This window comes from Pseudoalteromonas sp. MEBiC 03485 (genome assembly GCF_004195145.1).
In the GTDB taxonomy this organism is placed as follows: Bacteria; Pseudomonadota; Gammaproteobacteria; order Enterobacterales; family Alteromonadaceae; genus Pseudoalteromonas; species Pseudoalteromonas apostichopi.
The window spans coordinates 2,142,776-2,166,662 of sequence record NZ_SGBT01000001.1 but is presented as its reverse complement, the minus strand read 5'-3'; the positions used below and the strand labels follow the sequence as shown (position 1 = coordinate 2,166,662).

Below are 23,887 nucleotides of genomic sequence, written 5' to 3'. Positions count from 1 at the left end.
CTCGGGTGCTTTTTTTGTGTCTGGTTTAAAGTTTAATTAAAACACCATCGCCTTACCACGGCCAGATGCTTCAGATGCCGCATCTAATTTACCGTCTTTATTGATGATTACATGCATATCACCAAAATGGCGTTCATCAAGTGTATAACCCATTTTCTCTAGGGCTTTAACAACCTTTGGTTCAAGACCTGTGTGATATCTAATCACATTTTTAGGCCATAACTGGTGATGAAAGCGTGGGCTGTCTACCACTTGCTCTGCAGTCATATCAAATTCAACCGCATTTAAAATAGACTCATACACAGAGCTAATAATCGTGGTGCCACCAGGAGAGCCAGTAACCATTTTTACTTTATTATCCTGAAGTAAAATTGTTGGTGTCATTGAGCTTAACATACGTTTATGAGGTTGAATTTCGTTAGCTTTGCCTCCAATTGCACCAAATACATTCATCACACCTGGTTTGGCACTGAAGTCGTCCATTTCATCATTCAAAATAAAGCCAGCGCCCGATACAACCACACCACTACCAAAGCTAAGGTTTATCGTCGTGGTATTAGCGACTGCATTGCCCCATTTATCAATAATGGAAAAATGCGTTGTTTGCTCGCTTTCATACAAACCTGGTTTGATATTCTCGGTTGTTGAAATGACATCTGGGCGAATTGTACTTGCTCGTTTAGCAAGGTAATCATCTGCAAGTAGAGCTGTTTTTGGCACTTCATAAAAATCTGGGTCACCTAAATATTCAGCTCTATCAGCAAACACGCGTTTACCTACTTCAGCCAAAATATGTACATACGCTGTAGAGTTGTGTTCAAGATTTTCCTTTGGCTTTGCAAGGTCATACATTTTTAGCCACTGTAAAATAGCAATGCCACCAGAACTTGGCGGTGGCGATGTGAGCACTTCGTAACCGCGCCAATTGCCTTTGATTGGTGTACGTGATTTAGCTTGATAGGCTTTTAAGTCTTGCTCGTTAATAATACCGCCATGTTGCTTCATAAAATCAGCAATGATCTTTGCAGTCTCACCTTCATAAAAGCCAGCCTTACCTTGATCACGAATACGTTTCAGTGTGGCGGCAAGTTCCGGCTGCTTGAATACCTTGTTTGCTTTGGCATCAGCAAAGTAATCTGCAAAGTTAATGTTGACCGACTTGTTAGCCATGCGCTTAATGTAACGCTCAATGCTGGCGGCTAATTTGGGATGTACCACAAAACCTTGTTCTGCTAACTTAACTGCAGGCTCTAGCAAAGTTTTCCACTCTAAACTGCCGTGCTTTTGATGTGCAAGCCACATACCAGCAACGCTTCCCGGAACACCGCTTGCGTGAATACCGTATACCGACATGTTGTCAATAACATCGCCTTTATCATCAAGGTACATATCGCGATGAGCTGCAGCAGGTGCTGTTTCGCGGTAATCAATAAAATCACCTGTGCCATCTTTTTGGATCAGCATAAAGCCACCACCACCTATATTACCTGCTTCAGGCAGGGTGACAGCTAATACAAATTGTGCAGCTATTGCAGCATCAACAGCGTTACCGCCCTGCTCTAAAATAGCGCGTGCAGTATCACTGCTGTAACTATCTGGCATAGCGACAGCTGCTTGCTTTGCAAAGCTTAACGGATGAAAGAATATCGCGGTAACGATGAATAGATGTGCCGCGTATTTGACTAAATTTGCCATGGTACTTCCTTTTTCTTGATGTTATTTTGACCATTTAGACATGTGTAACCCTTAAGGTCAATTAGTTACGATTAACTTGCCCAAGCTGCTCTTTAAAACACGAATAAAGTACAGCTGGTATGTCGCCATGCTCATCATTATGCATATAATCCTTTACATGAGTTAGACCCAACTTTTCCATCACTTTTATAGACCCTACATTTTCTTTCAATGCAGTCGCTGAAAGCGATTTAACTACAGGGTCCTGACACACCGTATGCGCAACAGCTAGTGCTGCCTCAGATGCATATCCCTTGCCCCAGCTCATTTGCTTAAAGCGCCAACCAATTTCTAAATCACTGAAATCAGGCTGTTCAAAGAAACCCATGGGCCTTACCAATACCCAACCGATAAAGGTATCGCTGTCGTTAATATTTACTTGCCATAGCCCCCACCCTTTTTGCTCATTTCGATAAGCATTCATACGAGGAATAAATACCTCTTTGATTGTCTCCATACTGCTTACTTTGCCACGAGTTAAATATTTCATTACCTCAGGGTCGTTATCGAGTTCATAAAGTAGATCGGCATCATTTTCATCCATTAACCGAAAACTTAATCGTGCTGTTCTAGCTATATTCATTTTTTATTGCTTATACTGCTTAATAGTTGATTAACCATTAGAGAAAAATATGAACAAATTAGCAAGCTTAGTTTTATTTGGCTGTATTGCCTTAACGGGTTGTGATGATGCAGAGCAAGCCAAAAAAGATGCCAACGAAGCAAAAGATGAAGTAAAGCAAGCGCTAACCGATGCTTGGAGCGATGTAAAAGACGCCACCAATGAGTTTAACGACGACTCGCTGCAAGAGTTACTCGAAGAGAGTAAAAAGATGGGCTTGAGCATGTATGACGACGGTAAAGAAATTGCCTTAGATGCATGGATTGAAAGCAAAGAAGCTGCTGGTGAGCTTTCTGAAAAAACCAAGCAAAAAGCAAAGGAACTTGCTGAAGAGTTAAGAGAAGCACGCGAAAAACGCGAGCAAGAGAAAAATAATTAAAAAGAAGGGCAAGTATTTACTTGCCCTTTTTTGTATCAATTAAAGCTCAAATTCTTTTTTGAATTTTAAGCCAAACTCACTGCGGTCATTACTGCGCATTACACCAACAAAACCAGATTGTTGTAAACGACCCACATCGTATACTTCGTTTAACACGTTCTCACCGTAAAGAGTTACTTCAAAGTCACCATTCGGGTTTAAGTAAGAGATATTAAAACCTACTAATTCACGAGAATCAATGTGTTCACTTTGGTTGTAAACTGATTGTCCTTGCATATCGCTACGGTATGAGTAGTTAGCGTTTAAAGCAACTGTGCCACCGTTACTTAAATCAATGAAATAAGAAGGTGCGACCATAACAGTCCAGCGTGGTGTAAGTGCTGGTGAATCACCTTTACCAATACCTAATACACCGTCATCAACTTCTGTGATTTCTGAATCTAGGTAACCAATTGCGCTGCGTAGAGTAAAGTCATCAGTGAATGCGATAGTTGTCTCAAGCTCAATACCTTGTGCTTTAGACTCACCCGCATTTTCTACGATAGTAACAAAGCCGCCACCTGCAGTTGGATCTGAGAATGGTAATGCAAGGTCTGTGTAGTCAGTAACAAACACTGCAAGCATCATAGATACGTCTTCATGTACCTGACCTTTTAGGCCAAGCTCATAGTTAATCGCTTTTGTTTCATCGAAAGAAACAAATTGATCAGGGCCACCAAATGGACGCGGTGGGAAACCACCTGTTTGATAACCTTTTTGGATTTGGCCATACACGTTCATGTTATTGCTAAGCTGGTACGATGCATTTAAATCCCATGTTACTGCATCAAAATCTGCACTTACATATTTACGTGCCGCAAAGGTTGGGAACAAAGCATCGGCTTCTTTTTTATCTTTCGAATAACGTAGACCACCACCTACAGTTAAATCGTCGCTTAGATCATAACTTGCATTAATATAAGCCGCGTATGAGTTAGTCTCTTGATTAATATCAAAGTAACCGTAATCACCAAACGACGCTGTAGTACCATCATTCAGAAAGCCATCTGGTGTATTAAACGGGCTAAATACAAACGGACCAGAGCTTGTGAAACCATCTTCATTAAAGAAGTATAAGCCAGATACAAAATCCATATTATCAAAACTACCGTTTAATTGGATTTCGAATGAATATTGATCTGCGCCGCCTTCTTCAGGAAATTCAGATAAGTTAAGAGCAACAGCGTCATCATCCAGACCACCTTCATACTCTGAACTACGGTAGCTGGTAATGAACTTAGCTGTGTAAGTATTATTTATGTCCCAATCAGCTGTTAAAGATGACCCCCAGCCTGAGTAGGCTGTCGACTCAATACCCGCTACCGTTGATGCTAAGTCATCAGGATCGCTTGGTAACATATCTTCTGTTAGCAATGGAAAATCACCATTGAATGGGTCATTCGGATCCAGTGGCGCGGTTAATTCAATTGTATATGGCGATTGGCCTGACTCGTTATCAACACCATCAACAGAGAACACAAAAGATAAATCGCTGCTTGCTTGCCATTTAAGCGCCATACGACCGCTTAGTTCTTGCTCTTCACCGATTTCTTTTTCTGGGTTAGCAAGGTTAATCGCTTCACCTACACCATCGCGTTGCTTATAAGACACGCTTGCAGACATGCTTACAGTGTCGGTAAGGCTGTTATTAAAGTAAACGTCACCGGCTAAACGACCACGGCTACCTACTTTTGCCGTTGTCGTTACAATGCCTTCGTCACCAGGTTGCTTAGTAATAATATTTACTGCACCACCTAACGTGTTACGACCATACAAGGTACCTTGTGGACCACGTAATACCTCTACACGCTCAACATTTGGTAATGATAAGTTTGAGCCCATTTGACGGCCTAGGTAAACACCATCTAAGTAAACACCTACACCCGGATCAGTTGTGATCACGTGGTCTTGTAAACCAATACCACGAATAAATACAGATGCATGGGCCGCATTACCTACACCATAACGAGTGATGTTTAGGTTAGGTACGTATTTACCAATGTCTTCTAGGTTGCTCATGTTCGCTTTATCAATCAGGTTTTCGCCGATTGATGTCACTGCAGTTGGCGACTCAAAAATGCTTTCTGTACGCTTACGCGCTGTTACTTCGATTTTTTCGAAAGCATCTTGTTTAGCAGTGGTTTTTTCTTGCTCAGCAAAAGCTGAAGTAGATAATGCAGCAACAATAGCTACAGTTAACTGTGAGAGGTGACGTAATTTCAATTAAAACTCCAAAGGATACCGTGTGTGTATTTTTACCCGTAAATTTCAGGCATAAAAAAAGACGCTTAGGTATAAGCATCTTTCCTCTGGAGGGGTATTATATGTCAGCTTTGTGAAAATATGTATATTTTTTTTAATTTTTATCAAAAATTGTATAAATAAACCACATTAACATCTCATTTCAGAATTATAAGTCATCGCAGTCTTTGCAAATAGTAAATAAAAATAAATGTTTAGTTTTGTTTTAGTTCAAGAACCTAACTCCGTAACACAATTAAAATGAACAAACATGAAGCAACCTTTACTAATATTCATATAAATAACGACAATTTTCAGAAATTTCTCGTCTTGTAGGAGGTACTTTCTTCAGCTAATGTTTAATTAAATACTCCTAAGCAATCAAAAGCTAACTAAACATTAATTTGCTCAACATTTTCCTATGTTGGCATTCCATTATTTAAAAGTAATAATCAGGAACACAAATTACTTGTTATCATTTAGCGGTAGTTATTGACGTGAATATGGATTTTCTAATTAATAAAAACGCGGATGATTCTGTATCATCTGTTTTAATTCATCCTTACTGTGTTGCAAGCGATGATAAAACTCTACTACTCAATTACGACTCTTTAGACACTTTGACTAATCGTGAATTAATAAGTGAGTTTATGAAAGCTCATGGATATCATCATCTAGTTATTTTTAACATGCCCCATAGAGCTGACGTTCTATCTCTTAAAGACTGGCCAAAATTGAAAGGGCTATTTTATAAAAACACCAAAACAGATATTTTTGAACAAGGACTGCAAGAAATTAAAAAGGGTTCGCTGTGGTTTCCAAGAACAGTCAGTGATAAATGGATGAGAGAAATGCTGGAAACTGAGCAAAAAAATCAAATCCGATCAAATAACTTAACGTTTAAAGAATCTAAAGTACTTCATTTGCTCTCCTCTGGCGCAACATGCCATCAAATAGCTGATACGTTGTTCATTAGTGAAGCAACTGTTCGAGTTCACCTGCACAAGATATACCAAAAGATTAATGTTAAAAATAAACAAAAAGCTCTACAGTGGTGCAAGAGGAATATTAATAAGATCAATAAGCTTGCAGGCTAATCTGCAGGCGAATTGTACCCCTGTACTGCCGATGAACCACCTTCAACATCCTGACCATTTTGATTAGATGGTAACTGGCACTTAAGCTATGACTGGGTGATTAATTTTCAAAATCAATATTAACTCGCTAACACAGAGAATAATTAACTTATTGCTTTTATGATGAATTCTTATTAAGAGGCTAAATACATTCAAACGATGACTTTCAACTGATTTATACAAAACAGTTAATAAGACTAAAAACACAATTATAAAAATAGTGGCAAAGCATCAAAATGAGGTCATTAAACAACTGTTTTTTGATTGAATAACAAACAAATAATGGTCTATGCTTTTATTTGACCCTATTTTGCAAGGAGCAAATTTTGAAATTACCCACTCCCTTACGAACTGCGATTTTATTGGCTGTTTCAGCGGTTTCATTGGTAGGTTGCCAGCTTACCTCAAGCGAACTTCCCGCAATCAGTGATTCAGGAACAAAAAACTCAGGTCACGTTGTCTGGCACGATTTAATCACCCCCAATTTGGCTCAATCTCAAGCATTTTACGCCAGCGTGTTTGGTTGGCAGTTTAAAGAAGTTAACGACAACTATACACTAGCATCACTAGAGGGTAAGTTAATTGCAGGCATTGCTGAGCTCGATAATAAGCAAAATGCCAGCCATTGGCTGAGCCTTATCAGTAGCAAAGATATAGCTGCTGTCAGTGAAAAAACTATCAAAGCCGGAGGTAAAGTCTTAGTAAGCAGTACCGAAATTAAAGGCCGTGGCACTATTGCTGTATTAGAAGACCCTCAAGGGGCTGTATTTTCGCTGATCAATACAGTTAATGGTGACCCAGAAACTCAGCAAACTGATAACGGCTGGATTTGGCAAGAAGTATGGAGTGATAACCCAGATCAAAGCAAAGCCTTTTATCAATCACTTGACAGTTATTCAGCACAAAGTAAACCACTTAACAATGGCAATTACAGTTACTTAGCTTTAAATGGCACACCTGCTATTGGCTTTGTAAAAAAACCAGATGCCGAGATTGGTAACACATGGGTAAATTACATCAAAGTAGCTGATGTTGATGCGACCCTATTAAAAGTAACCGCCGCAGGCGGCATAGTTCTGATGGCACCAAATGACAAAGTCCGTAATGGCAGCGTCGCAATTATTCGTGATCCAGCGGGTGCTGGTATTGTAATTCAGGAGCAAATGTAATGAATAAAAAAATGATTCGCTTAGCTGCTCTTGCGGCTGCACTGTTAGCTTTAAACGCCTGCACCCCCTATGCAAGCCTAGATATTAATGCGCCGTTTAAAGTAGGCCCTGTATATGTTAATCCGAGCATTGGTATTGGCGGTACACTTTAATAAATTATAGGGCTCTGCGTTTTAAACAAAGCGCCCTATTCATTAATGTTTTACTTTTAAGCGCTGAACCTGTGTAAGCACATCTTCAGCCTTAGCGCCTAAGTAAACGTAAATAGCAAGAGCAACCAAAAGTCCAACTACAGCAAACATCATCAAAACAGCGGGTATAACATACTCTGTTTGCCCTAGTGCTGCTTTAAACATGGTAAGCAAAGCTTCTATTGATACCGCAATCAGTATTGTTGAGATAAAGCGCGTAATCGTGCGTCTTGTCGAGCTGTGACGAAAAATATCCTTATGCATAAGAATTTCTTCTTCCAGTATAGTTTTCCCTAAATCGAAAATAGCCAAAGCTAAAGTAACAAAGATAATAATAGTAAATGGCTTAAGAGGATCTGACTGTATATCTTCATTCAAGACTAAATCCACCATACCAGCAAACACTTTATATAACAGATAAATTACCAAGCAAAACAAACAGCCAACAATCAGACCATAACCAACCCTGAAGTAAGGTGTCATTCTTGCTCTCTTAATATCTCCCATAATAAATTCGATTAACTCAGTTAAGCACACATCAATTACCAAAAATTGCTGCTTACCTTTTTCGGAAGGAATCATTTTAATAACTGAAATACATAAATGCTTTGTTGCTGTCGAAATATACGGCGAAGTAAAATGGGGATCAGGCGAAGCTGAAGCAAGTAAGAAATAAGGCCGAGCACTTAAGTCCTGACCAGCCCCTACATGCGCGAGTTTTTTCTTATATTGACGTTTAAAACAAACATTATAACCCTGCTGAATACCTTGCTCATTCAAGCAATATTGTAATTCTAGAAATGGATATTGATTGACTAGCTGCTGATATTCTTGCTTGTTAGTTAAAGATGCCTGAACGCTTGCCAGTATTGAGAGCAGTAAATTATGAATAAGCACTTGTTGCTCTTCATAGCGTTCTATAGCACTTAAATAACTCATTCTTGCCATTTTGCTTCCTTAGAGTAATAGACACACTAAGCTAAGCAAGGAAGGCTCCAAATTTGTAACGCCTTGATAATCAGTTGATTGGAGGATTTGAAGATTTAAAAACAATGATCAAGGCACTATAAAAGTGCAGAGTATAATTAAAAAGCACTAAAACGAAAAAAGCCGTAACTTATTAAGTTACGGCTTCTTAATTTTGGTGCGGATGGGGGGACTTGAACCCCCACGGCCGAAGCCACCACCCCCTCAAGATGGCGTGTCTACCAATTCCACCACATCCGCATACAATTCTGTATGTTGTTAAGCTTGTTGTTTACTTGAGGAATGAAAACTACTTAACAATAATTAGTAAAAACTAATTAGTTAGGTACGTCAGACGCTTTTTCTTCTGTCACAGGCACATCAGTTTGTGCTGGTGTTACAGTTTCAACAGCTGGCGCAGCCTCTAGGTTTTCCCACTCATCAGTCTTTTTAATTTGACCTGCAGTAAGGTTGCCCAGAACAATACTTAGTACGAAGAAGATCGTCGCTAAGATTGTTGTTGTTTTAGTCATGAAGTTACCAGCACCTGATGAGCCAAACACAGTTGCAGAAGCACCTGCACCAAATGATGAACCCATATCAGCGCCTTTACCTTGTTGGATTAAAACCATACCAACTAATGCTAAAGCAACGATTAAATAAACTACTAATAAAATTTCGTACATCTTATACGGTCCCTTTTGCACTTTCACAGATAGCAGTAAACGAATCTGCTTTAAGACTCGCGCCGCCAATAAGGCCACCGTCTATATCTGGTTGTGCAAATAATAATTCGCTATTTTTTTCATTCACGCTACCACCATATAAGATGGTTAGTTGCTGTGCTATTTCGCTATCCGAAGAAGCAATTTTCTCACGAATAAACTTATGTACAGCTTGCGCTTGCTCAGGAGAGGCAGTCTTACCTGTGCCAATGGCCCAAACGGGCTCGTATGCTACCACAGAATTCTTCAGTGCTGCTACACCTAATTTGCTAATTACAGCATCAATTTGTGCTGCAACCACTAATTCAGTTTCATTTGCTTCACGTTGCTGTTCACTTTCACCAACACACAGAATAGGTGTTAAGCCAACTTGCTGCGCTCGTGCAAACTTATCTGCAACAACGTCATCTGACTCACCGTATATGCTACGACGTTCAGAGTGACCAACAAGTGTAAAAGTTGCGCCTAAGTCTTTTACTAACTGGGCATCTACTTCACCAGTAAACGCACCAGCATGATTTTCAGAGACTGTTTGCGAACCAAAAGTTACGTTTTGTTGCTGCAAAGAACTCAACAATGGGAATGGTGGAAACACCACTATATCCAGTTCATCCGATTGAACATTTTTGATAGCAGTTGATAACTGTTCAACAAGCTCTAAAGAGCCGTTCATTTTCCAATTACCTGCGACCATCGGCTTACGTGTTGCCATTATTCCACTCCACATTAGAAAGCGGGCAAGATACTAACTCGACTTGCCCAAAGTTACAAGAGGTTATTGTTATGCCTCGGTTTGTTTGCTCACAGTTTCGACAACTTCGGCAATTTTGCGTGCGCTATCAAGAACAACCTTTTCCTGTTCAGCTTCAACCATTACTCGTACAACTGGCTCAGTCCCTGATTTACGCAGTAATACACGACCTGTATCACCTAACTGTTCTTCAACCAGTGCAACCATATCAACGACAGCTTGATCTTGCGTTGGATCAGTGCCTTGTGGGTAACGCACATTGATCATTTTCATTGGGTACTTTGTAAAACCAGCCCCTAAGTCTTGCAATGTTTTATTCTGAGCAACCATCGCAGCCAACACTTGTAAGCTTGAAATAATGCCATCACCCGTGCTAATTAAATCAAGGTTTAATACGTGACCTGAGCTTTCACCACCGATTTTCCAACCATTTTCTTGCAATAACTCCATTACATAACGGTCACCTACTTTACTGCGAGCAAAACCAATGCCACGTGCTTTTAAGGCATTTTCAAGACCCATGTTTGACATAACAGTACCAACAACACCACCACCTAACATATCGTCGTTGGCTGCTTGACAAGCAATGATATAAACAATGTCATCACCATCAAAAATTCGCCCATTATGGTCAACCATCATTACACGGTCACCGTCACCATCGTAAGCAATACCTACATCAGCATTGTGCTCAAGAACTTTACGTTTTAGGGTTTCAACGTGAGTTGCACCACATTCAAGGTTAATATTGACACCATTTGGCTCACAAGCATGACAGATAACCTCAGCACCTAACTCACGCATTACTGAAGGAGCAATGTGATAGGTAGCACCATTTGCGCAATCAAGAACGATTTTTAAACCTTCAAGTGATAAGCCTTGCGGGAATTGGCTTTTACAAAACTCAATGTAACGGCCATCTGCCGTTTCTAAACGACGTGCTTTACCAAGTTTATCAGAGGCAACACAGGTCATTGGTTCGTCCATCATAGCTTCAATTTCAAGCTCAACTTCATCTGGTAGTTTTAAACCTCTGCTTGAAAAGAACTTAATACCATTATCGTGGTAAGGGTTATGAGATGCACTAATTACAATCCCCGCTTCGGCGCGGAAAGTTTGTGTAAGATACGCCACCGCTGGAGTCGGCATAGGGCCCAATAATACAACATCGATGCCAGCAGCTATTAAACCAGCTTCAAGTGATGTTTCGAGCATATAGCCAGAAATACGGGTATCTTTACCAATAATAACCTTTTTCGTCCCTATTTTTGATAATACGCGACCTGCTGCCCAGCCTAACTTCAATGCAAATTCAGGAGTGATTGGAAACTCACCAACCATACCGCGAACTCCATCCGTGCCAAAATACTTTCTTGTTTTACTCATTTGTAATTCCTTTCGTGCATGCTTGCCAAACGCTAAGCACATCAACTGTTTCTTGTACGTCATGAACGCGGATAATTTTCGCACCATTTTGTGCTGCAATCAGCGCACCTGCTAAGCTTCCCGCTAAGCGTTCATGTGTTTCTCTATTTAATAAATTACCGATCATCGATTTACGAGATAACCCCACGAGAACCGGTAACTTGAATTGATTAAATACATCAAACTTATTTAAGATTTCGTAATTATGAGCCAGTGTTTTACCAAAACCAAAACCTGGGTCTAAAATAATACGCTGTTGCTGAATACCCGCTTGCTCACATTTGGCTAAACGCTCTGCAAAGAACTCATTAATATCAGTAAACAAATCATCATAGTGTGGGTTACTTTGCATCGTGCGAGGCTGACCTTGCATGTGCATTAAGCAAATTGCCACCTCAGGGTATTGAGCTAAGACCTCAATAGCCCCAGGTTCTTGCAATGCTCTAACATCATTAATGATGTCAGCACCAGCAATAATCGCTTGGCGCATGACTTCACTTTTACTGGTATCAATGGAAATAATGCAGTCGCTAGTTTTTCTAAGTGCTTTGACTAAAGGTATAACTCGCTCAAGCTCATCTTCAAGAGATACATCTGGAGCCCCTGGACGTGTTGACTCGCCGCCTATATCTATTATTTTTGCACCTTGGTTTAATAATATTTGAGCTTGCTTGACAGCGCTGTCTAGTTGGCAGTAGCTGCCACCATCAGAAAATGAATCAGGAGTGACATTTAAAATCCCCATCACGACAGGGGAATCGAGGTGTAAAATACGACCTCGGGGTAATTTAAGAGCGGTCATTTTTACCTTCAAATCTTCCATGCATTTGCTCTACTAACAAAGAGCCAATTTAATGCTAAAAAAAAACCCCGGCATCCGGGGTTTTTGCTGTGTATATTTTAACGATTATTCAGCTTTGTCATCAAGGCTTGTTTCATCCTTTTTTACTGAATCATCCTCTTTTGTCTCATTGGCTACAGGCTCTGCTTTTGCTGTAGGCTTTTTATCATCTGAACGACGGTCATGAACATCACGCGGCTCTCGTACAGGCTGACGTGCCATTAAGTCATCAATTTGACCGGCATCAATCGTTTCGTACTTCATTAGTGCATCTTTCATTGCATGTAAGATATCAATGTTATCTTTAAGGATTTGCTCTGCACGTTGATAGTTACGATCTGAGAATAAACGAACTTCTGTGTCGATCACTTTTGCTGTTTCATCAGACATGCTCATAGAACGGCTACCGCCGCCACCCATGTACATTTCGTTTTGATCTTCAGCATAAAGTAACGGACCAAGTTTCTCACTTAGACCCCATTGGGTAACCATTTTACGAGCAATATCTGTTGCACGTTCAATATCGTTACTTGCACCGGTTGTAACTTTGTCTTCACCATAAATTAGCGCTTCGGCGATACGACCACCATAAAGGCTAGAAATCATTGACTCTAATAGCTCTTTTGAGTGGCTCACACGATCTTGCTCTGGCAAGTACATAGTGACACCTAGCGCACGTCCACGAGGAATGATAGACACTTTATAAACCGGATCGTGTTCAGGTACCATGCGACCAACAATCGCGTGACCCGCTTCATGGTAAGCAGTCATTTCTTTTTCTTGCTCACTCATCACCATGGTCTTGCGCTCTGCACCCATCATGATTTTATCTTTTGCGGCATCAAATTCAGCCATGCTTACTACGCGCTTGTTACCACGAGCTGCATATAACGCGGCTTCGTTAACTAAGTTTGCAAGGTCTGCACCAGAAAAACCTGGCGTACCACGTGCAATAACAGCGGCTTCTACGTTGTCACCTAAAGGCACTTTACGCATATGAACTTTAAGGATTTGTTCACGGCCACGAATGTCAGGAAGACCAACAACAACTTGGCGGTCAAAACGGCCAGGACGTAATAACGCAGGGTCTAATACATCTGGGCGGTTAGTTGCAGCAATAACGATAATACCTTCGTTACCTTCAAAGCCGTCCATTTCAACCAGCATTTGGTTCAGTGTTTGCTCACGTTCATCGTGACCACCACCCATGCCAGCACCACGTTTACGGCCTACTGCATCGATTTCATCAATGAAGATGATACAAGGTGCTGCTTTTTTCGCTTGTTCGAACATATCACGTACACGTGATGCACCAACACCAACAAACATTTCTACGAAATCAGAACCTGAAATTGTGAAAAACGGCACTTTAGCTTCACCAGCTACTGCTTTAGCAAGTAACGTTTTACCCGTACCAGGAGGACCAACCATCAACACGCCTTTCGGGATGCTGCCACCAAGCTTTTGGAATTTTGATGGGTCACGTAAGAAGTCAACTAACTCAGTCACATCTTCTTTCGCTTCGTCACAACCCGCTACGTCAGCAAAAGTCGTTTTAACTTGGTCTTCGCTCATCAGGCGCGCTTTGCTCTTACCAAAAGACATCGCACCTTTACCGCCACCGCCTTGCATTTGACGCATGAAGAAAATCCATACACCAATAAGCAGTAACATTGGGAACCAAGAGATTAAAATGCTGGCGAGGAATGACTGCTCTTCAGGCTTAACGCCTTTAACATTAACATTGCTTTTTAAAAGATCATTCAAGATGTCTTTATCATACATAGGCATGATGGTTTGAAAGCGTTCACCGTTTGTTTTGGTACCTGTAATAGTACCCGTTGTGCTTTCAATAGAGACTTCTTGGATAGCGCCACTACGAGCGTCGCTAACAAATTGAGTGTAACTTGTTTGGCGATCAGCCTGATCACCACCATTAAAGCTCTGAAACACTGACATTAGCACTACTGCAATGACCAGCCAGAGTATTAGATTTTTCGCCATATCGCTCAAGGAGTTAACCTCTTGTATCCAATTAATTTAAATTCAACTTAACGCAGCACAACTGTACTACAGTTTGTAGCCTGTCGCCACTATATAAACTTCCCGAGAACGGGCGCGTGATGCATCAGGCTTTCTAATTTTCACCGCTTTAAAGCTATTACGTACTTCCTGCAAGTATTGATCAAATCCTTCGCCTTGGAAGACTTTGACACAAAATGCGCCATTTTTCTTTAAAACTTGGTGGCACATATCTAATGCCAACTCAACTAAGTACATACTACCAGCTTGGTCAACAGATGTATTGCCGCTCATATTTGGCGCCATATCAGAAAAAACAACATCCACGTTTTTTCCATCAATGCGTGTCAATAGAGCATCAAGCACCGCTTCTTCACGAAAGTCACCTTGTAGAAAGTCAACACCTGCCAGCGAGTCCATAGGTAAAATATCACAAGCAATAACTTGGCCTTTGTCACCTACCTTTTCCGCTAAATATTGCGACCAACTACCTGGTGCAGCACCTAAATCAACCACAGCCATTGATGGTTTAATTAATTTATCTTTGTTCTGAATTTCGTCTAATTTGAAAACCGCACGAGAACGCCAGCCTTTCTTTTGCGCTTCGTGAACATAAGGATCGTCGAAATGTTCCTTCAGCCAACGCTTAGAACTGGCTGAATGTTTTTTATTTGCCATAAATTAATACGTAACTAATTAGTAATATTCTCTAGATGGCGTTAGAATACCCTTAATTCAAGCCATATTCAGCAAAATTTGTAACATGATGAAATTATCGAACAAACAAAAGCAGTTTTTAAAAGGCCAAGCGCACAGTTTAAAACCTGTTGTATTACTTGGTGCAAACGGGTTAACCGAAGGCGTTTTAGTTGAAATTGAAAGCGCTCTAGATATTCATGAGCTAATCAAAGTTAAAGTTCCTACTGACGAACGTGAAACTAAGACATTGATTTTTGATGCTATTGTTCGCGAGACAGGCGCAACAAAACTACAAACAATTGGCCACACAATTGTGTTGTATCGCCAAAGCGAAGAGAAAAAGATTCAATTACCACGCGGTTAATCTAACCCGAGGAAATCATGAATCAAGGAAAAGCCAGCAAAAATGCTGGCTTTTTTGTAGGCAAAAAAATTTTGCATTAATTTGTAACTAAACTTTTTTACCTAGGTTATTTTTGCTCACGAGTGTATTTCAGTACCCGATTGATAAACTCCGTGGTTAACTCATTAATTAACCCGGTTTCAGCATTGAGAACTAAGCTAAACCCTATGTTCAGATGTGGAAACACAACAATATCGCTGCGATAACCTTGCACCCAGCCACTATGGTAATACAGCAGTTCATCATCATAGTTATATACACGCCAACCCAACCCATAATAAGCATCTTTGACATGACTACGCCAAACTCTACGACGAGTTTCCTTTTTAGTATGTGTATAAGGGCGTGTTTGCTTAATAAGTGCTTCTAGAGGTAACACGTCAGGATACTGCCCTAACTGCGCATTCAACCAAATAGCCATATCATTTGCGCTGGCATTGACACCTGCAGCGGCAGGTACCTTATAATAGTTTTTCTTTAATCGTGAAGTATACCAACGCTTTCTTCCACGAACATGAGGGTGAGCATAATTATCATCTCTTACCATCCCCTCAAAACCAACACTGGCATCCACCATTTTCAAGGGAGCAAATATATACTCTGAAATCCAGTGCGAGTAATCCATCTGTGTTGATTGATAAATTACAGAATCAATCAAGCTAAACATCACATTTTGATAACCGTAGCACTCGCTTGGTTTACAGATAGGTTCAACAGTCAATAACCGCTCAACAATGTCTGGGTAGCTCATACGCGACTCAATAAGGTTATCGTATGCATTAGGTACTAAGCCACTTGAGTGACTAAGGATGTGATAGATTTTTAAGTCATCTTTATAAGCTGTATTAGAAAAAGCAGGAATAAACTTACTTATTGGGTCGTCAATATTAAACTCACCTTGTGCTGCAAGTTTTGCGGTCAACGAGCCGGCAAAAGTTTTTGATACTGACGCTAATCGAAAACGTGTGTGTTTATCAACTTTGCGACCTTTTTCTATTTTTGTTCGCCCAATACCACGAATAAAATCTTCATTACCAATATTTACAATCGCCAATGAACCACCTGGGATCCCTTTGCTTTTTAGTTTTCGGGTTAGGTGTTTATTATAGTCAGCAACGAAACTTTGCCACTGTTTGTCACTCGAAGTAGCTTCACCACTCACCACAAGCAGTAATAAAGAAAAAAGAAAAAGAATTAAAGATGAGCTGTACTTCATTATTTATTTTTTTAAGTCTGTTTGGGAAGTTTCTCATAACATAATATCATGAACTTTTGCCTCGACTAACGTACAATACGCTTAATCTTAACTTTTTATGGGTAGACTATTTTTCATGCGCTTACTTGTGGTTTTGTTTTTTACTTTAATTTCAGTTGGTTGTGCTCTAAAACCTGAACCAGCTCCGTTACTTTCAATGCCTAAGAAACCAAGCTTACAAAGCCAACGCTTTCAAGTTGAGTACCAAACAGAGCATGCTGCGCCTAAAGTAAAGTCAGTACAATTACCTGCACATGTGGTTAGTACACATCAAACTGTTGTCATTGTTGCTGATAAAACCAGTGTAACAGATACGCTTTACGCGCAGCTGGCAGAAGCACTCACAGCAAAGCAATTAAAGGTTGTAGAAGAAGGTGCACAAGCAGACTATACCCTTTCAATTCACCAGCTTGATCTTGAATTGATTGAAGACACAGAATACCAATTGGTAAAACCTGAAAAGCCATTGCCTTTATTTGATGAAGTAGCAAAACAGTTCCCGGTTCAAAAGTGTGCAACTATTTTAGGCCAAGTGAGTATGCGTCTGACTCATAAAAAAACCGGTGATGTTGTTTGGTTCGCAAAATCATCGATTGATAGTGCAAGTTTTCATCGTGAGCCACTTATCTATAGTTTTGAACAGCAACAGTTAATAAAGAATGAACTTGAAGTAGCGAGTTTTGTGCACGAGCAAAACTCAGAACAAGCTCGGATGGAGCGTATTAATAAAGAAGTCACTATTCCTGCTTATCAGACCTTCACACAAGTGAACGCGTTTAAAAAAGAGCAAGGCCCGTGTAACCGTACAGAAATTAGTGCTCTAACACCTATGATGCAGTACTACTTGAGCAGTATTTTAATCGATAAAATTAAAGTTCAGTAAAACTCATTAGCTGTTTGCCTACCCATAGGCAAACAGCGCCCTCCTTGAATTTGCAACACTTTCTTACACTTCCAATTCCTACTAATACATTTTTTTACAGATTACAGGAACTCCTTAACAATATACTATAAGCTATTACCCTTTCTAACAGACAAGGAAGCAACGTTGCGAGCTCATAGTGCCCTATTACTGATATGTTTAACCCTGCTTAGTACCACAAGCCGAGCTAGTAATCGCTATTATGCAGATAATACTTTAGAACCAAGCCAAGGTTTTGCATGGGACTGGGGCATAGGTCTAGGTTACTACATTGAAGATTCTTACCTTGTTGGCATGGATTCATACAATGATGGTATAGAGCCAGATGTTCACCTCGCCGTTTCTTACGACCGTTTTTATCTTGATTACGATCAGAGCCAACTCAGTGGTGGTTTAACACTCGGTTACAGTGTTATCGATAAATTTGAATGGGGCTTAGATATTGTTGGCACGAACATTCAATCTGGATTTGATGAAACAGGCTTAAACATTTATGGCAACGATGTGATTGAAGAGCTCAAAGGGATTAGAGCTAGAGACTACGATTTTGATGTAGGGCTGCGTTTATCGCGTCGCTTTGAGAATTCACAAATTTCATTTGAGTATTTACACGATGTGTCAGGTGCGCATAATGGTTGGGTAATGAATTCATTTTTTAGTCAAATTATCCCTTGGCGAAATTGGGAATTTCGCTCAGGCGTTGGCTTGAGTGCCTATTCAAATGACTTTACAGATTATTACTTTGGCATTTCAGACGCAGAAGCATTGGATACACGCCCAGCATATAACCCAGATACCTCTTACAGCCTTATTTTTGAATTTCACGCAGAATACCCCATCAATAGGCACTGGGTATTTTTAACTGGCTGGCTATCAACTTGGTTTTCAAATGATATCCACCAAAGCCCTATTATCTCTCAAGAATATCAGCATAAAGCCAAGGTAGGCGTGCGTTATGTTTTCTAAGTATTACTTGTGCTTTATCTTCTTGGTGTCAGGGCCCTTATTCGCCAAGCAGCAGTTAGAAACTGATCAGACAACCGAAAGTGCACTAGTTGCACTACCAGATACCTGTGTAGCGCTGCGTGAAGGCAGAAATTGTTATGCCGAAGTTGATATTACATGGCACCAGCAGCAAGTTGGTAATTACTGCTTACGTAACGCACAAAGCAAGCACATAATGCAATGCTGGTTAATGCAACAAAAGGGCTTATTTAGATACCAATTTGATTCAGCAGAAACCATAGGCTTTGAACTTATAAGTAGTGATAACGGTAAGGTTGTTGCAAGCACTGAAATACAATTACAGTGGGTCTATCAAAATCGTCAGAAGAAACGTCGTTGGCGACTGTTCTAAGCAGGAGTAAAAAATGGAACATTACGGAACTATCTTATTAGTAGAAGATGATATCTCGCTCGCCAACTGGGTTGCGGAATACTTAATTGAGCAAGGCTATCAAACGACTATATGCCAACGCGGTGACCTAGTAGTTGAGCAAGTACGTAAAACAAACCCAGACTTAGTGTTGTTAGATATTATGCTACCAGGTCAAGACGGTATTAGTGTGTGTCGCGATTTAAGGCATTTTTATCAAGCTCCGATTATTATGCTAACTGCACGTGATGATGAAATGGATGAAGTTATAGGCCTCGAAGTGGGTGCCAGCGACTATATGATGAAACCAGTTCGCCCTCGCGCTTTATTAGCACGTATTAAAGCTGCACTTCGTTCTAAAACCGACACGCATGAAGCTGCAAACTCTGAGCTTATAAGTGTTGGTAAATTATCAATTAACACTGAATCACGCACGGTTTACTTGGCTAACGACGAGGTACATATTTCAAGCGCTGAATATTTACTGCTAAACTATTTAGCAAGCAATGCAGGTCAGGTGGTATCTCGTGATGCGGTGTTTAAGGCAACTAAAGGCCGAGAGTATGATGGCTTGGACAGAAGTGTAGATGTACTCATTTCCTCATTAAGAAAAAAATTTAATGATGACCCACAGCACCCTGAAAAAATTAAAACCATTTGGGGCAAAGGCTATTTACTTGTTGCCACTGCTTGGCAATAACGACTAGCGCCTGTGAAAAAGTTTTATATTTCGCTACTTGGTAGCGCTTTGCTTTCAATCATTGTTTTGGGCTGGCTAATTGATGCTTTTAGCCAACAAACCCAGGCACCTCAGGATGTGTTTTCTAGCGAAACGAAAATGATCAAAGGTTTTGCAAAGCAACTGGCTAAACTTGACGCGAAGCAACGAGAGCACGCTATTGCAGAGTTTAATCAAGACTTTTCTGTACAACTTGAGTATCGACCAACCCAATCCCTTGCGCTGCCTTACTCATTATTAGCTCAAATAACTCAGCCAAGTGGTCTCATTCTAGAAGATCAGCAAGGCTATTATTTGCTTTACAGTGAAGCAGCCCTTGATACTCATCATATAAAAATGCGACTAGACAAAGACTTAACTCATGAACAAGGTAACGATGTATTACTTACCTTGTTATTCTACACTGGGTTATGTGTATTTATGGGCTTCATTATTGCACCACTTGCAAAGCGTTTAAGCGTATTAAACGAGGCGGCACAACGCTTTGCAAAAGGTGATTTAAAAAGTCGCATTCAATTATCACACTTTACTTATATCAAAGATGTTGAACTGACATTTAACCGCATGGCAAACCAAATAGAAAAACTCCTTGATGAGAATAAGTTAATGGCATCGAGCTTATCTCATGATATTCGCACACCTATAGCTTGTTTACGATTTGGTTTAGAAGCGGCACAAGACTGTCCAAGTGAAGAAAAGCGCCTTGAATATCTTGCACGCATGGAAAACGACTTAGATCAAATGGAGTCTATGTTAAAAAGTTATCTGGCATTTGCAACACTTGAGCAAAAATCTAATCAGCTAACGTTTAACCACTCTGATCTGCAAACTTATATTCTAACTTTAATTCATCAAATAGAACCTAAGCTTGAGCAACGCGGTTTACGAATCAGTCACCGAGTTAAAGTTGGTGATATTTGTGCTGATTTACACTGGTTAGCACGCGCCATTGTTAATCTATTAAGTAATGCCTGTGACTTTGCAGAGTCTGAAATTTCAATCAGTGCAACCAGTACTAATGAGTGCATCACTATAAGTATTGAAGATGACGGCCCTGGTGTGAGCGAACAAAATTGGCAAAAAGTATTTAGCCCATTCTTTCAAGAACAAACGCACCGTAATCGCGATGGAGAAAGCTACGGGCTAGGTCTTGCTATCGTGGCTAAAGTCGCTGATTGGCACCACGGCACGGTCGAAGTATCAAAAAGTAAGCAGCTAGGTGGCGCCTGTTTTAGCATAACAATCCAAAATAAAAGCCAATAAACATGTTTCATTTGTGTTAATTGTTTCGTATTGTAATGCGCAATTGCACGAATTCTACGCTGACAACTCGCACACAACGAAGAACAACCAAAATGCGGATGATTAACCCTTTTTATTTAGTGTTAATTCGAGTAGATTGTCAGCGCCGTCACAAATAGAGAAGTAACAATAATATGAGCGCATCACGTGGGGAGTTCAGCTCCCGCTTTGGATTTATTATGGCTGCAGCAGGCTCTGCTGTTGGCTTAGGAAATATTTGGGGTTTCCCAACACAAACTGCAAGTAATGGCGGTGCCGCGTTTTTAGTGGCTTATTTAGTGTTAGCATTTTGTCTTGCTTATCCTGCTTTAATGGCTGAGTTAGTAATTGGTCGTCATGGTCAAGCTAATGCCGTCACTTCACTTCGAAAAGTAACGAATCAAGCATGGCAAAAGAAGTTCGCCTTCGTGGTGGGTTTTGGCGGTATTATTTGTGCGGGTCTCATCTTAAGCTTCTATGCGATTGTGGCTGGCTGGATGCTGAGTGCAACCCTCGAACCCGTTGCACAATTAGCGAGTCAAGAGCAAGCTAGCACTTGGCTAAGTGAGCAATCACTATCAAGAAACCTTATATTTACTGCTGGATTTATTATTCTAACCGTCTCTATTATCTCTAAGGGTGTAGAAAACGGCATCGAAAAATGGTCTAAACGCTTAATGCCTGCCCTTTTAGGTATTTTGTTTATGCTAATCATCTATGTAATGACGCAAGAAGGCGCGATGGAAGGCCTAAAAGCGTATTTAGTGCCAGACTTTTCATCGATTTTAAACCCAGAGTTATTAGTGAATGCGTTAGGACAGGCGTTTTTCTCATTGTCGCTTGGTACCAGCGTAATGATTATCTACGGCTCATACATAAGCAAAAAAGAGAATTTAGTATCGCTAGGTGCGTATGTTACTTTAATCGATGTGTTCATTGCCTTTGTAGCTGGTTTATTGATTATTCCAGCTATGTATGTTGCACAAGCGCAAGGCGTACAAATTTTTTCTGCTGAAGGTGCCCTACTTTCTGAAGATACCTTGGTATTCCAAGTGCTACCAGCATTATTCACTAGCATGGGTGATGTAGGTATTTTTGTTGGCTTTGCTTTTTTTGCTTTAATGAGTATTGCCGCATTAACGTCATCAATCTCGATGCTAGAAGCACCTGTTTCTTATGCAGTTGAGCGCTTTGCTTTGAAACGTGTTCAAGCTACTTGGATCATCGGTGGTATCATTGCACTCGTTAGTTTCACAATCGTATTTAACCTAAGCACGTTATTTGGTTTTGTAATTACTTTAACCACTAAGATTGGGCAGCCTATTCTAGGCTTAATGTGTTGTATTTTTGTCGGTTGGATTTGGCATCGTGCGTCTTTACTAAAAGAAATTCAACAAGGATGCCCAGAAGCTGCAAACAGCTTCTTCTGGAAAGTATGGCCATGGTACATTAAGTTCATTTGTCCACTTGCCATTGCATTGGTATTTGCTAACTCATTATTAAATTAACAAATTACGGAGGTAGCCATTTGGCTACCTCAAACACATATCCTGGTGTGGAATGCCATCTTCTAAATAATCATCCCCCACATTTACAAAGTCAAATTGCTGATAAAACCCGGTTAAATAGCACTGAGCACCAATCATGATCGCTTTATCTGGCCAATGTTTTTTACAAGTATCTATCGCGGTTTGCACTAGTTTAGTTGCCAACCCATCACCACGAAATTGCTCTGCAACCAGCACTCGACCAAATGCGCTAAATTGCTCATTCTTTTTATAGCAACGTGCATAGGCAGCTACCTGCTGAGCTTTAAACAAAAATATATGCTGAGTAAGCTCATTGTTATCAACTTCGTCAATTTCTGGGTAAGGACAGGTTTGCTCTACAACAAATACATCAACCCGCGCCCGTAAAATGGCGAATAACTCATCTTTACTGAGTTCGCTATAACTTTTAATAGAAAACATAACGCTCCTTTATGAAGACAAAAAACCCAGCCGTAGCTGGGTTTTAACTAACTAGCCAATAGTTAGTCTTTAAGCAAATAATCGTTCTAGCTGATCACAAAGCTGTGACAGATTTACATGATCATGTTCAATGGTTAAATCTACATAACCATCCCCTCTGAAGGCGCGATCAAGTTCGATTAATACATGTGTTTTATGCGCTTCAGGCACAAACGACAACTCAACCTCTTGTAAACCAAAGAGGCTACGGCTATTTGGGCGATATTCTAATTCTTGATAACAACCAGAGTGTGATTGAAAAGTGGGAGCCCTTAAGAAGCCTTTTTCTACATCCGCTTTTACTAGACTGAAGCCCAGTCGATCCATCGCTTCCATAAACGTGCTTACAGCGTCATTAGGATAAATATGCAATGCATCACGGTCTGTTGGATCAAGCGCTAAATCAATGTCTAAGCCAGTTTCAAGCCAAACATGCGATTGGTTATAACCAGCATTAATTTCGGTGATCGGTGTCTCAGAATGAAGGCGAGCTTCAAATGGAATATGTTTTTCAACACCCGCTGCAATTGTGCCTATATCTGTAATACGCCATTTTTCAATAACATGGTTTGTGAAATACTCACCATCTTCGCCATCGACTTTTACACGTGTCATAAGTGCTAGGTCTAAACCCGATATTTCTTGGTCCACATCGCCACCTTTGATGACAATAACGGCATTAAACTTTTGACCCGGCTGTAAATGCTCTGTCTCGAGTACAGTGTCAACTTTTGCTGCACCAATACCTACTGATGCAAGGATTTTCTTAAACATCTATTCTCCTTAAGCCAGCTTCTAACCTATGGCTTAAATTCCTTTGTTAATGCATCTTAACCACAATTAAAAGCTAATGTCAGCGAAAAAATGATGCTTTTGCCGGATTAATCAATAAATCATGTATAAGTGCTTATTTTTTGAACTCCTATTACTCGTTGTTGTTTTCCAACTACGAATATTTCGCTA

The 23,887-nt window shown here is 40.3% G+C and carries 24 protein-coding genes and 1 tRNA gene; 11 read left to right on the top strand and 14 right to left on the bottom strand.

Annotation, left to right across the window (positions count from 1 at the left end; genetic code table 11):
* Positions 1-36: 36 nt before the first annotated feature.
* Both ggt and EVU92_RS09960 read right to left on the bottom strand, forming a co-directional pair.
* The gene (gene ggt / locus EVU92_RS09965; protein WP_130051099.1) at positions 37-1,695 is read right to left on the bottom strand and encodes a gamma-glutamyltransferase; all 1,659 of its coding nucleotides are present in this window, start codon (positions 1,693-1,695) and stop codon (positions 37-39) included.
* A gap of 61 nt (positions 1,696-1,756) precedes the next feature.
* The gene (locus EVU92_RS09960) at positions 1,757-2,317 is read right to left on the bottom strand and encodes a GNAT family N-acetyltransferase (protein WP_130051098.1); all 561 of its coding nucleotides are present in this window, start codon (positions 2,315-2,317) and stop codon (positions 1,757-1,759) included.
* A gap of 49 nt (positions 2,318-2,366) precedes the next feature.
* Between EVU92_RS09960 and EVU92_RS09955 the strand changes: the two genes are divergently transcribed.
* Complete coding sequence (locus EVU92_RS09955; RefSeq protein ID WP_130051097.1) at positions 2,367-2,735, top strand: hypothetical protein; 369 nt, start codon at positions 2,367-2,369, stop codon at positions 2,733-2,735.
* A gap of 39 nt (positions 2,736-2,774) precedes the next feature.
* Here the strand turns inward: EVU92_RS09955 and EVU92_RS09950 are convergent, their stop codons facing one another.
* Positions 2,775-4,997 carry a TonB-dependent receptor gene (locus EVU92_RS09950; protein ID WP_130051096.1) on the bottom strand — a complete coding sequence of 741 codons (2,223 nt, stop codon included), beginning with the start codon at positions 4,995-4,997 and terminating at the stop codon, positions 2,775-2,777.
* Positions 4,998-5,518: 521 nt separating this feature from the next.
* Here EVU92_RS09950 and EVU92_RS09945 point away from each other — a divergent pair.
* The 3 genes from EVU92_RS09945 to EVU92_RS21575 all read left to right on the top strand — a co-directional run bounded on the left by EVU92_RS09945 (position 5,519) and on the right by EVU92_RS21575 (position 7,472).
* Positions 5,519-6,112: a LuxR C-terminal-related transcriptional regulator gene (locus EVU92_RS09945; protein WP_205987928.1), complete on the top strand. Its 594-nt coding sequence runs from the start codon at positions 5,519-5,521 to the stop codon at positions 6,110-6,112.
* Positions 6,113-6,477: 365 nt separating this feature from the next.
* Positions 6,478-7,320 (top strand): VOC family protein, encoded by an 843-nt coding sequence (locus EVU92_RS09940; RefSeq protein ID WP_130051095.1) that lies wholly within the window; start codon positions 6,478-6,480, stop codon positions 7,318-7,320.
* Positions 7,320-7,472 carry a hypothetical protein gene (locus EVU92_RS21575; protein ID WP_167658344.1) on the top strand — a complete coding sequence of 51 codons (153 nt, stop codon included), beginning with the start codon at positions 7,320-7,322 and terminating at the stop codon, positions 7,470-7,472. Before EVU92_RS09940 ends, EVU92_RS21575 begins: the two co-directional genes overlap by 1 nt.
* Positions 7,473-7,514: 42 nt before the next feature.
* Here the strand turns inward: EVU92_RS21575 and EVU92_RS09935 are convergent, their stop codons facing one another.
* The 8 genes from EVU92_RS09935 to rlmE all read right to left on the bottom strand — a co-directional run bounded on the left by EVU92_RS09935 (position 7,515) and on the right by rlmE (position 14,919).
* The gene (locus tag EVU92_RS09935) at positions 7,515-8,459 is read right to left on the bottom strand and encodes a general glycosylation pathway protein (RefSeq protein WP_130051094.1); all 945 of its coding nucleotides are present in this window, start codon (positions 8,457-8,459) and stop codon (positions 7,515-7,517) included.
* 194 nt (positions 8,460-8,653) lie between these two features.
* Positions 8,654-8,738, bottom strand: a tRNA-Leu gene (locus tag EVU92_RS09930).
* Positions 8,739-8,815: 77 nt separating this feature from the next.
* Positions 8,816-9,163: a preprotein translocase subunit SecG gene (gene secG, locus EVU92_RS09925; protein WP_130051093.1), complete on the bottom strand. Its 348-nt coding sequence runs from the start codon at positions 9,161-9,163 to the stop codon at positions 8,816-8,818.
* A 1-nt stretch (position 9,164) separates the two neighbouring features.
* Complete coding sequence (gene tpiA, locus EVU92_RS09920) at positions 9,165-9,914, bottom strand: triose-phosphate isomerase (protein WP_130051092.1); 750 nt, start codon at positions 9,912-9,914, stop codon at positions 9,165-9,167.
* Between the two features lie 69 nt (positions 9,915-9,983).
* Positions 9,984-11,339: a phosphoglucosamine mutase gene (glmM, locus tag EVU92_RS09915; RefSeq protein WP_130051091.1), complete on the bottom strand. Its 1,356-nt coding sequence runs from the start codon at positions 11,337-11,339 to the stop codon at positions 9,984-9,986.
* Positions 11,332-12,180, bottom strand: coding sequence for a dihydropteroate synthase (folP, locus tag EVU92_RS09910; protein WP_130052265.1), 849 nt, complete (start codon positions 12,178-12,180; stop codon positions 11,332-11,334). The genes glmM and folP overlap by 8 nt, the downstream gene beginning before the upstream one ends.
* A 105-nt stretch (positions 12,181-12,285) precedes the next feature.
* Positions 12,286-14,223, bottom strand: coding sequence for an ATP-dependent zinc metalloprotease FtsH (gene ftsH, locus EVU92_RS09905; RefSeq protein ID WP_130051090.1), 1,938 nt, complete (start codon positions 14,221-14,223; stop codon positions 12,286-12,288).
* Positions 14,224-14,289: 66 nt separating this feature from the next.
* Positions 14,290-14,919, bottom strand: a complete 630-nt coding sequence (rlmE, locus tag EVU92_RS09900; protein WP_130051089.1) for a 23S rRNA (uridine(2552)-2'-O)-methyltransferase RlmE — start codon at positions 14,917-14,919, stop codon at positions 14,290-14,292.
* 88 nt (positions 14,920-15,007) lie between these two features.
* Here rlmE and yhbY point away from each other — a divergent pair, with 88 nt between their 5' ends.
* Positions 15,008-15,304, top strand: a complete 297-nt coding sequence (yhbY, locus tag EVU92_RS09895) for a ribosome assembly RNA-binding protein YhbY (RefSeq protein ID WP_130052264.1) — start codon at positions 15,008-15,010, stop codon at positions 15,302-15,304.
* Between the two features lie 106 nt (positions 15,305-15,410).
* On the opposite strand, the gene EVU92_RS09890 is transcribed toward yhbY, so the two are convergent.
* Positions 15,411-16,559, bottom strand: coding sequence for a serine hydrolase domain-containing protein (locus EVU92_RS09890; RefSeq protein WP_130051088.1), 1,149 nt, complete (start codon positions 16,557-16,559; stop codon positions 15,411-15,413).
* Positions 16,560-16,674: 115 nt separating this feature from the next.
* Between EVU92_RS09890 and EVU92_RS09885 the strand changes: the two genes are divergently transcribed.
* From EVU92_RS09885 to EVU92_RS09860, 6 genes are all read left to right on the top strand, one after another.
* The gene (locus EVU92_RS09885; protein ID WP_130051087.1) at positions 16,675-17,481 is read left to right on the top strand and encodes a hypothetical protein; all 807 of its coding nucleotides are present in this window, start codon (positions 16,675-16,677) and stop codon (positions 17,479-17,481) included.
* Positions 17,482-17,646: 165 nt separating this feature from the next.
* Positions 17,647-18,486, top strand: a complete 840-nt coding sequence (locus EVU92_RS09880) for a MipA/OmpV family protein (protein ID WP_130051086.1) — start codon at positions 17,647-17,649, stop codon at positions 18,484-18,486.
* Positions 18,476-18,877 carry a DUF3019 domain-containing protein gene (locus EVU92_RS09875; protein ID WP_130051085.1) on the top strand — a complete coding sequence of 134 codons (402 nt, stop codon included), beginning with the start codon at positions 18,476-18,478 and terminating at the stop codon, positions 18,875-18,877. The genes EVU92_RS09880 and EVU92_RS09875 overlap by 11 nt, the downstream gene beginning before the upstream one ends.
* 13 nt (positions 18,878-18,890) lie before the next feature.
* Positions 18,891-19,595, top strand: coding sequence for a response regulator transcription factor (locus EVU92_RS09870; RefSeq protein WP_130051084.1), 705 nt, complete (start codon positions 18,891-18,893; stop codon positions 19,593-19,595).
* Between the two features lie 12 nt (positions 19,596-19,607).
* Positions 19,608-20,897 (top strand): ATP-binding protein, encoded by a 1,290-nt coding sequence (locus tag EVU92_RS09865; protein ID WP_130051083.1) that lies wholly within the window; start codon positions 19,608-19,610, stop codon positions 20,895-20,897.
* Between the two features lie 173 nt (positions 20,898-21,070).
* Positions 21,071-22,423 (top strand): sodium-dependent transporter, encoded by a 1,353-nt coding sequence (locus EVU92_RS09860; RefSeq protein WP_130051082.1) that lies wholly within the window; start codon positions 21,071-21,073, stop codon positions 22,421-22,423.
* A 24-nt stretch (positions 22,424-22,447) separates the two neighbouring features.
* On the opposite strand, the gene EVU92_RS09855 is transcribed toward EVU92_RS09860, so the two are convergent.
* Positions 22,448-22,885, bottom strand: coding sequence for a GNAT family N-acetyltransferase (locus EVU92_RS09855; protein WP_130051081.1), 438 nt, complete (start codon positions 22,883-22,885; stop codon positions 22,448-22,450).
* 69 nt (positions 22,886-22,954) lie between these two features.
* Positions 22,955-23,698, bottom strand: coding sequence for a sporulation protein (locus EVU92_RS09850; RefSeq protein ID WP_130051080.1), 744 nt, complete (start codon positions 23,696-23,698; stop codon positions 22,955-22,957).
* Positions 23,699-23,887: the final 189 nt, after the last annotated feature.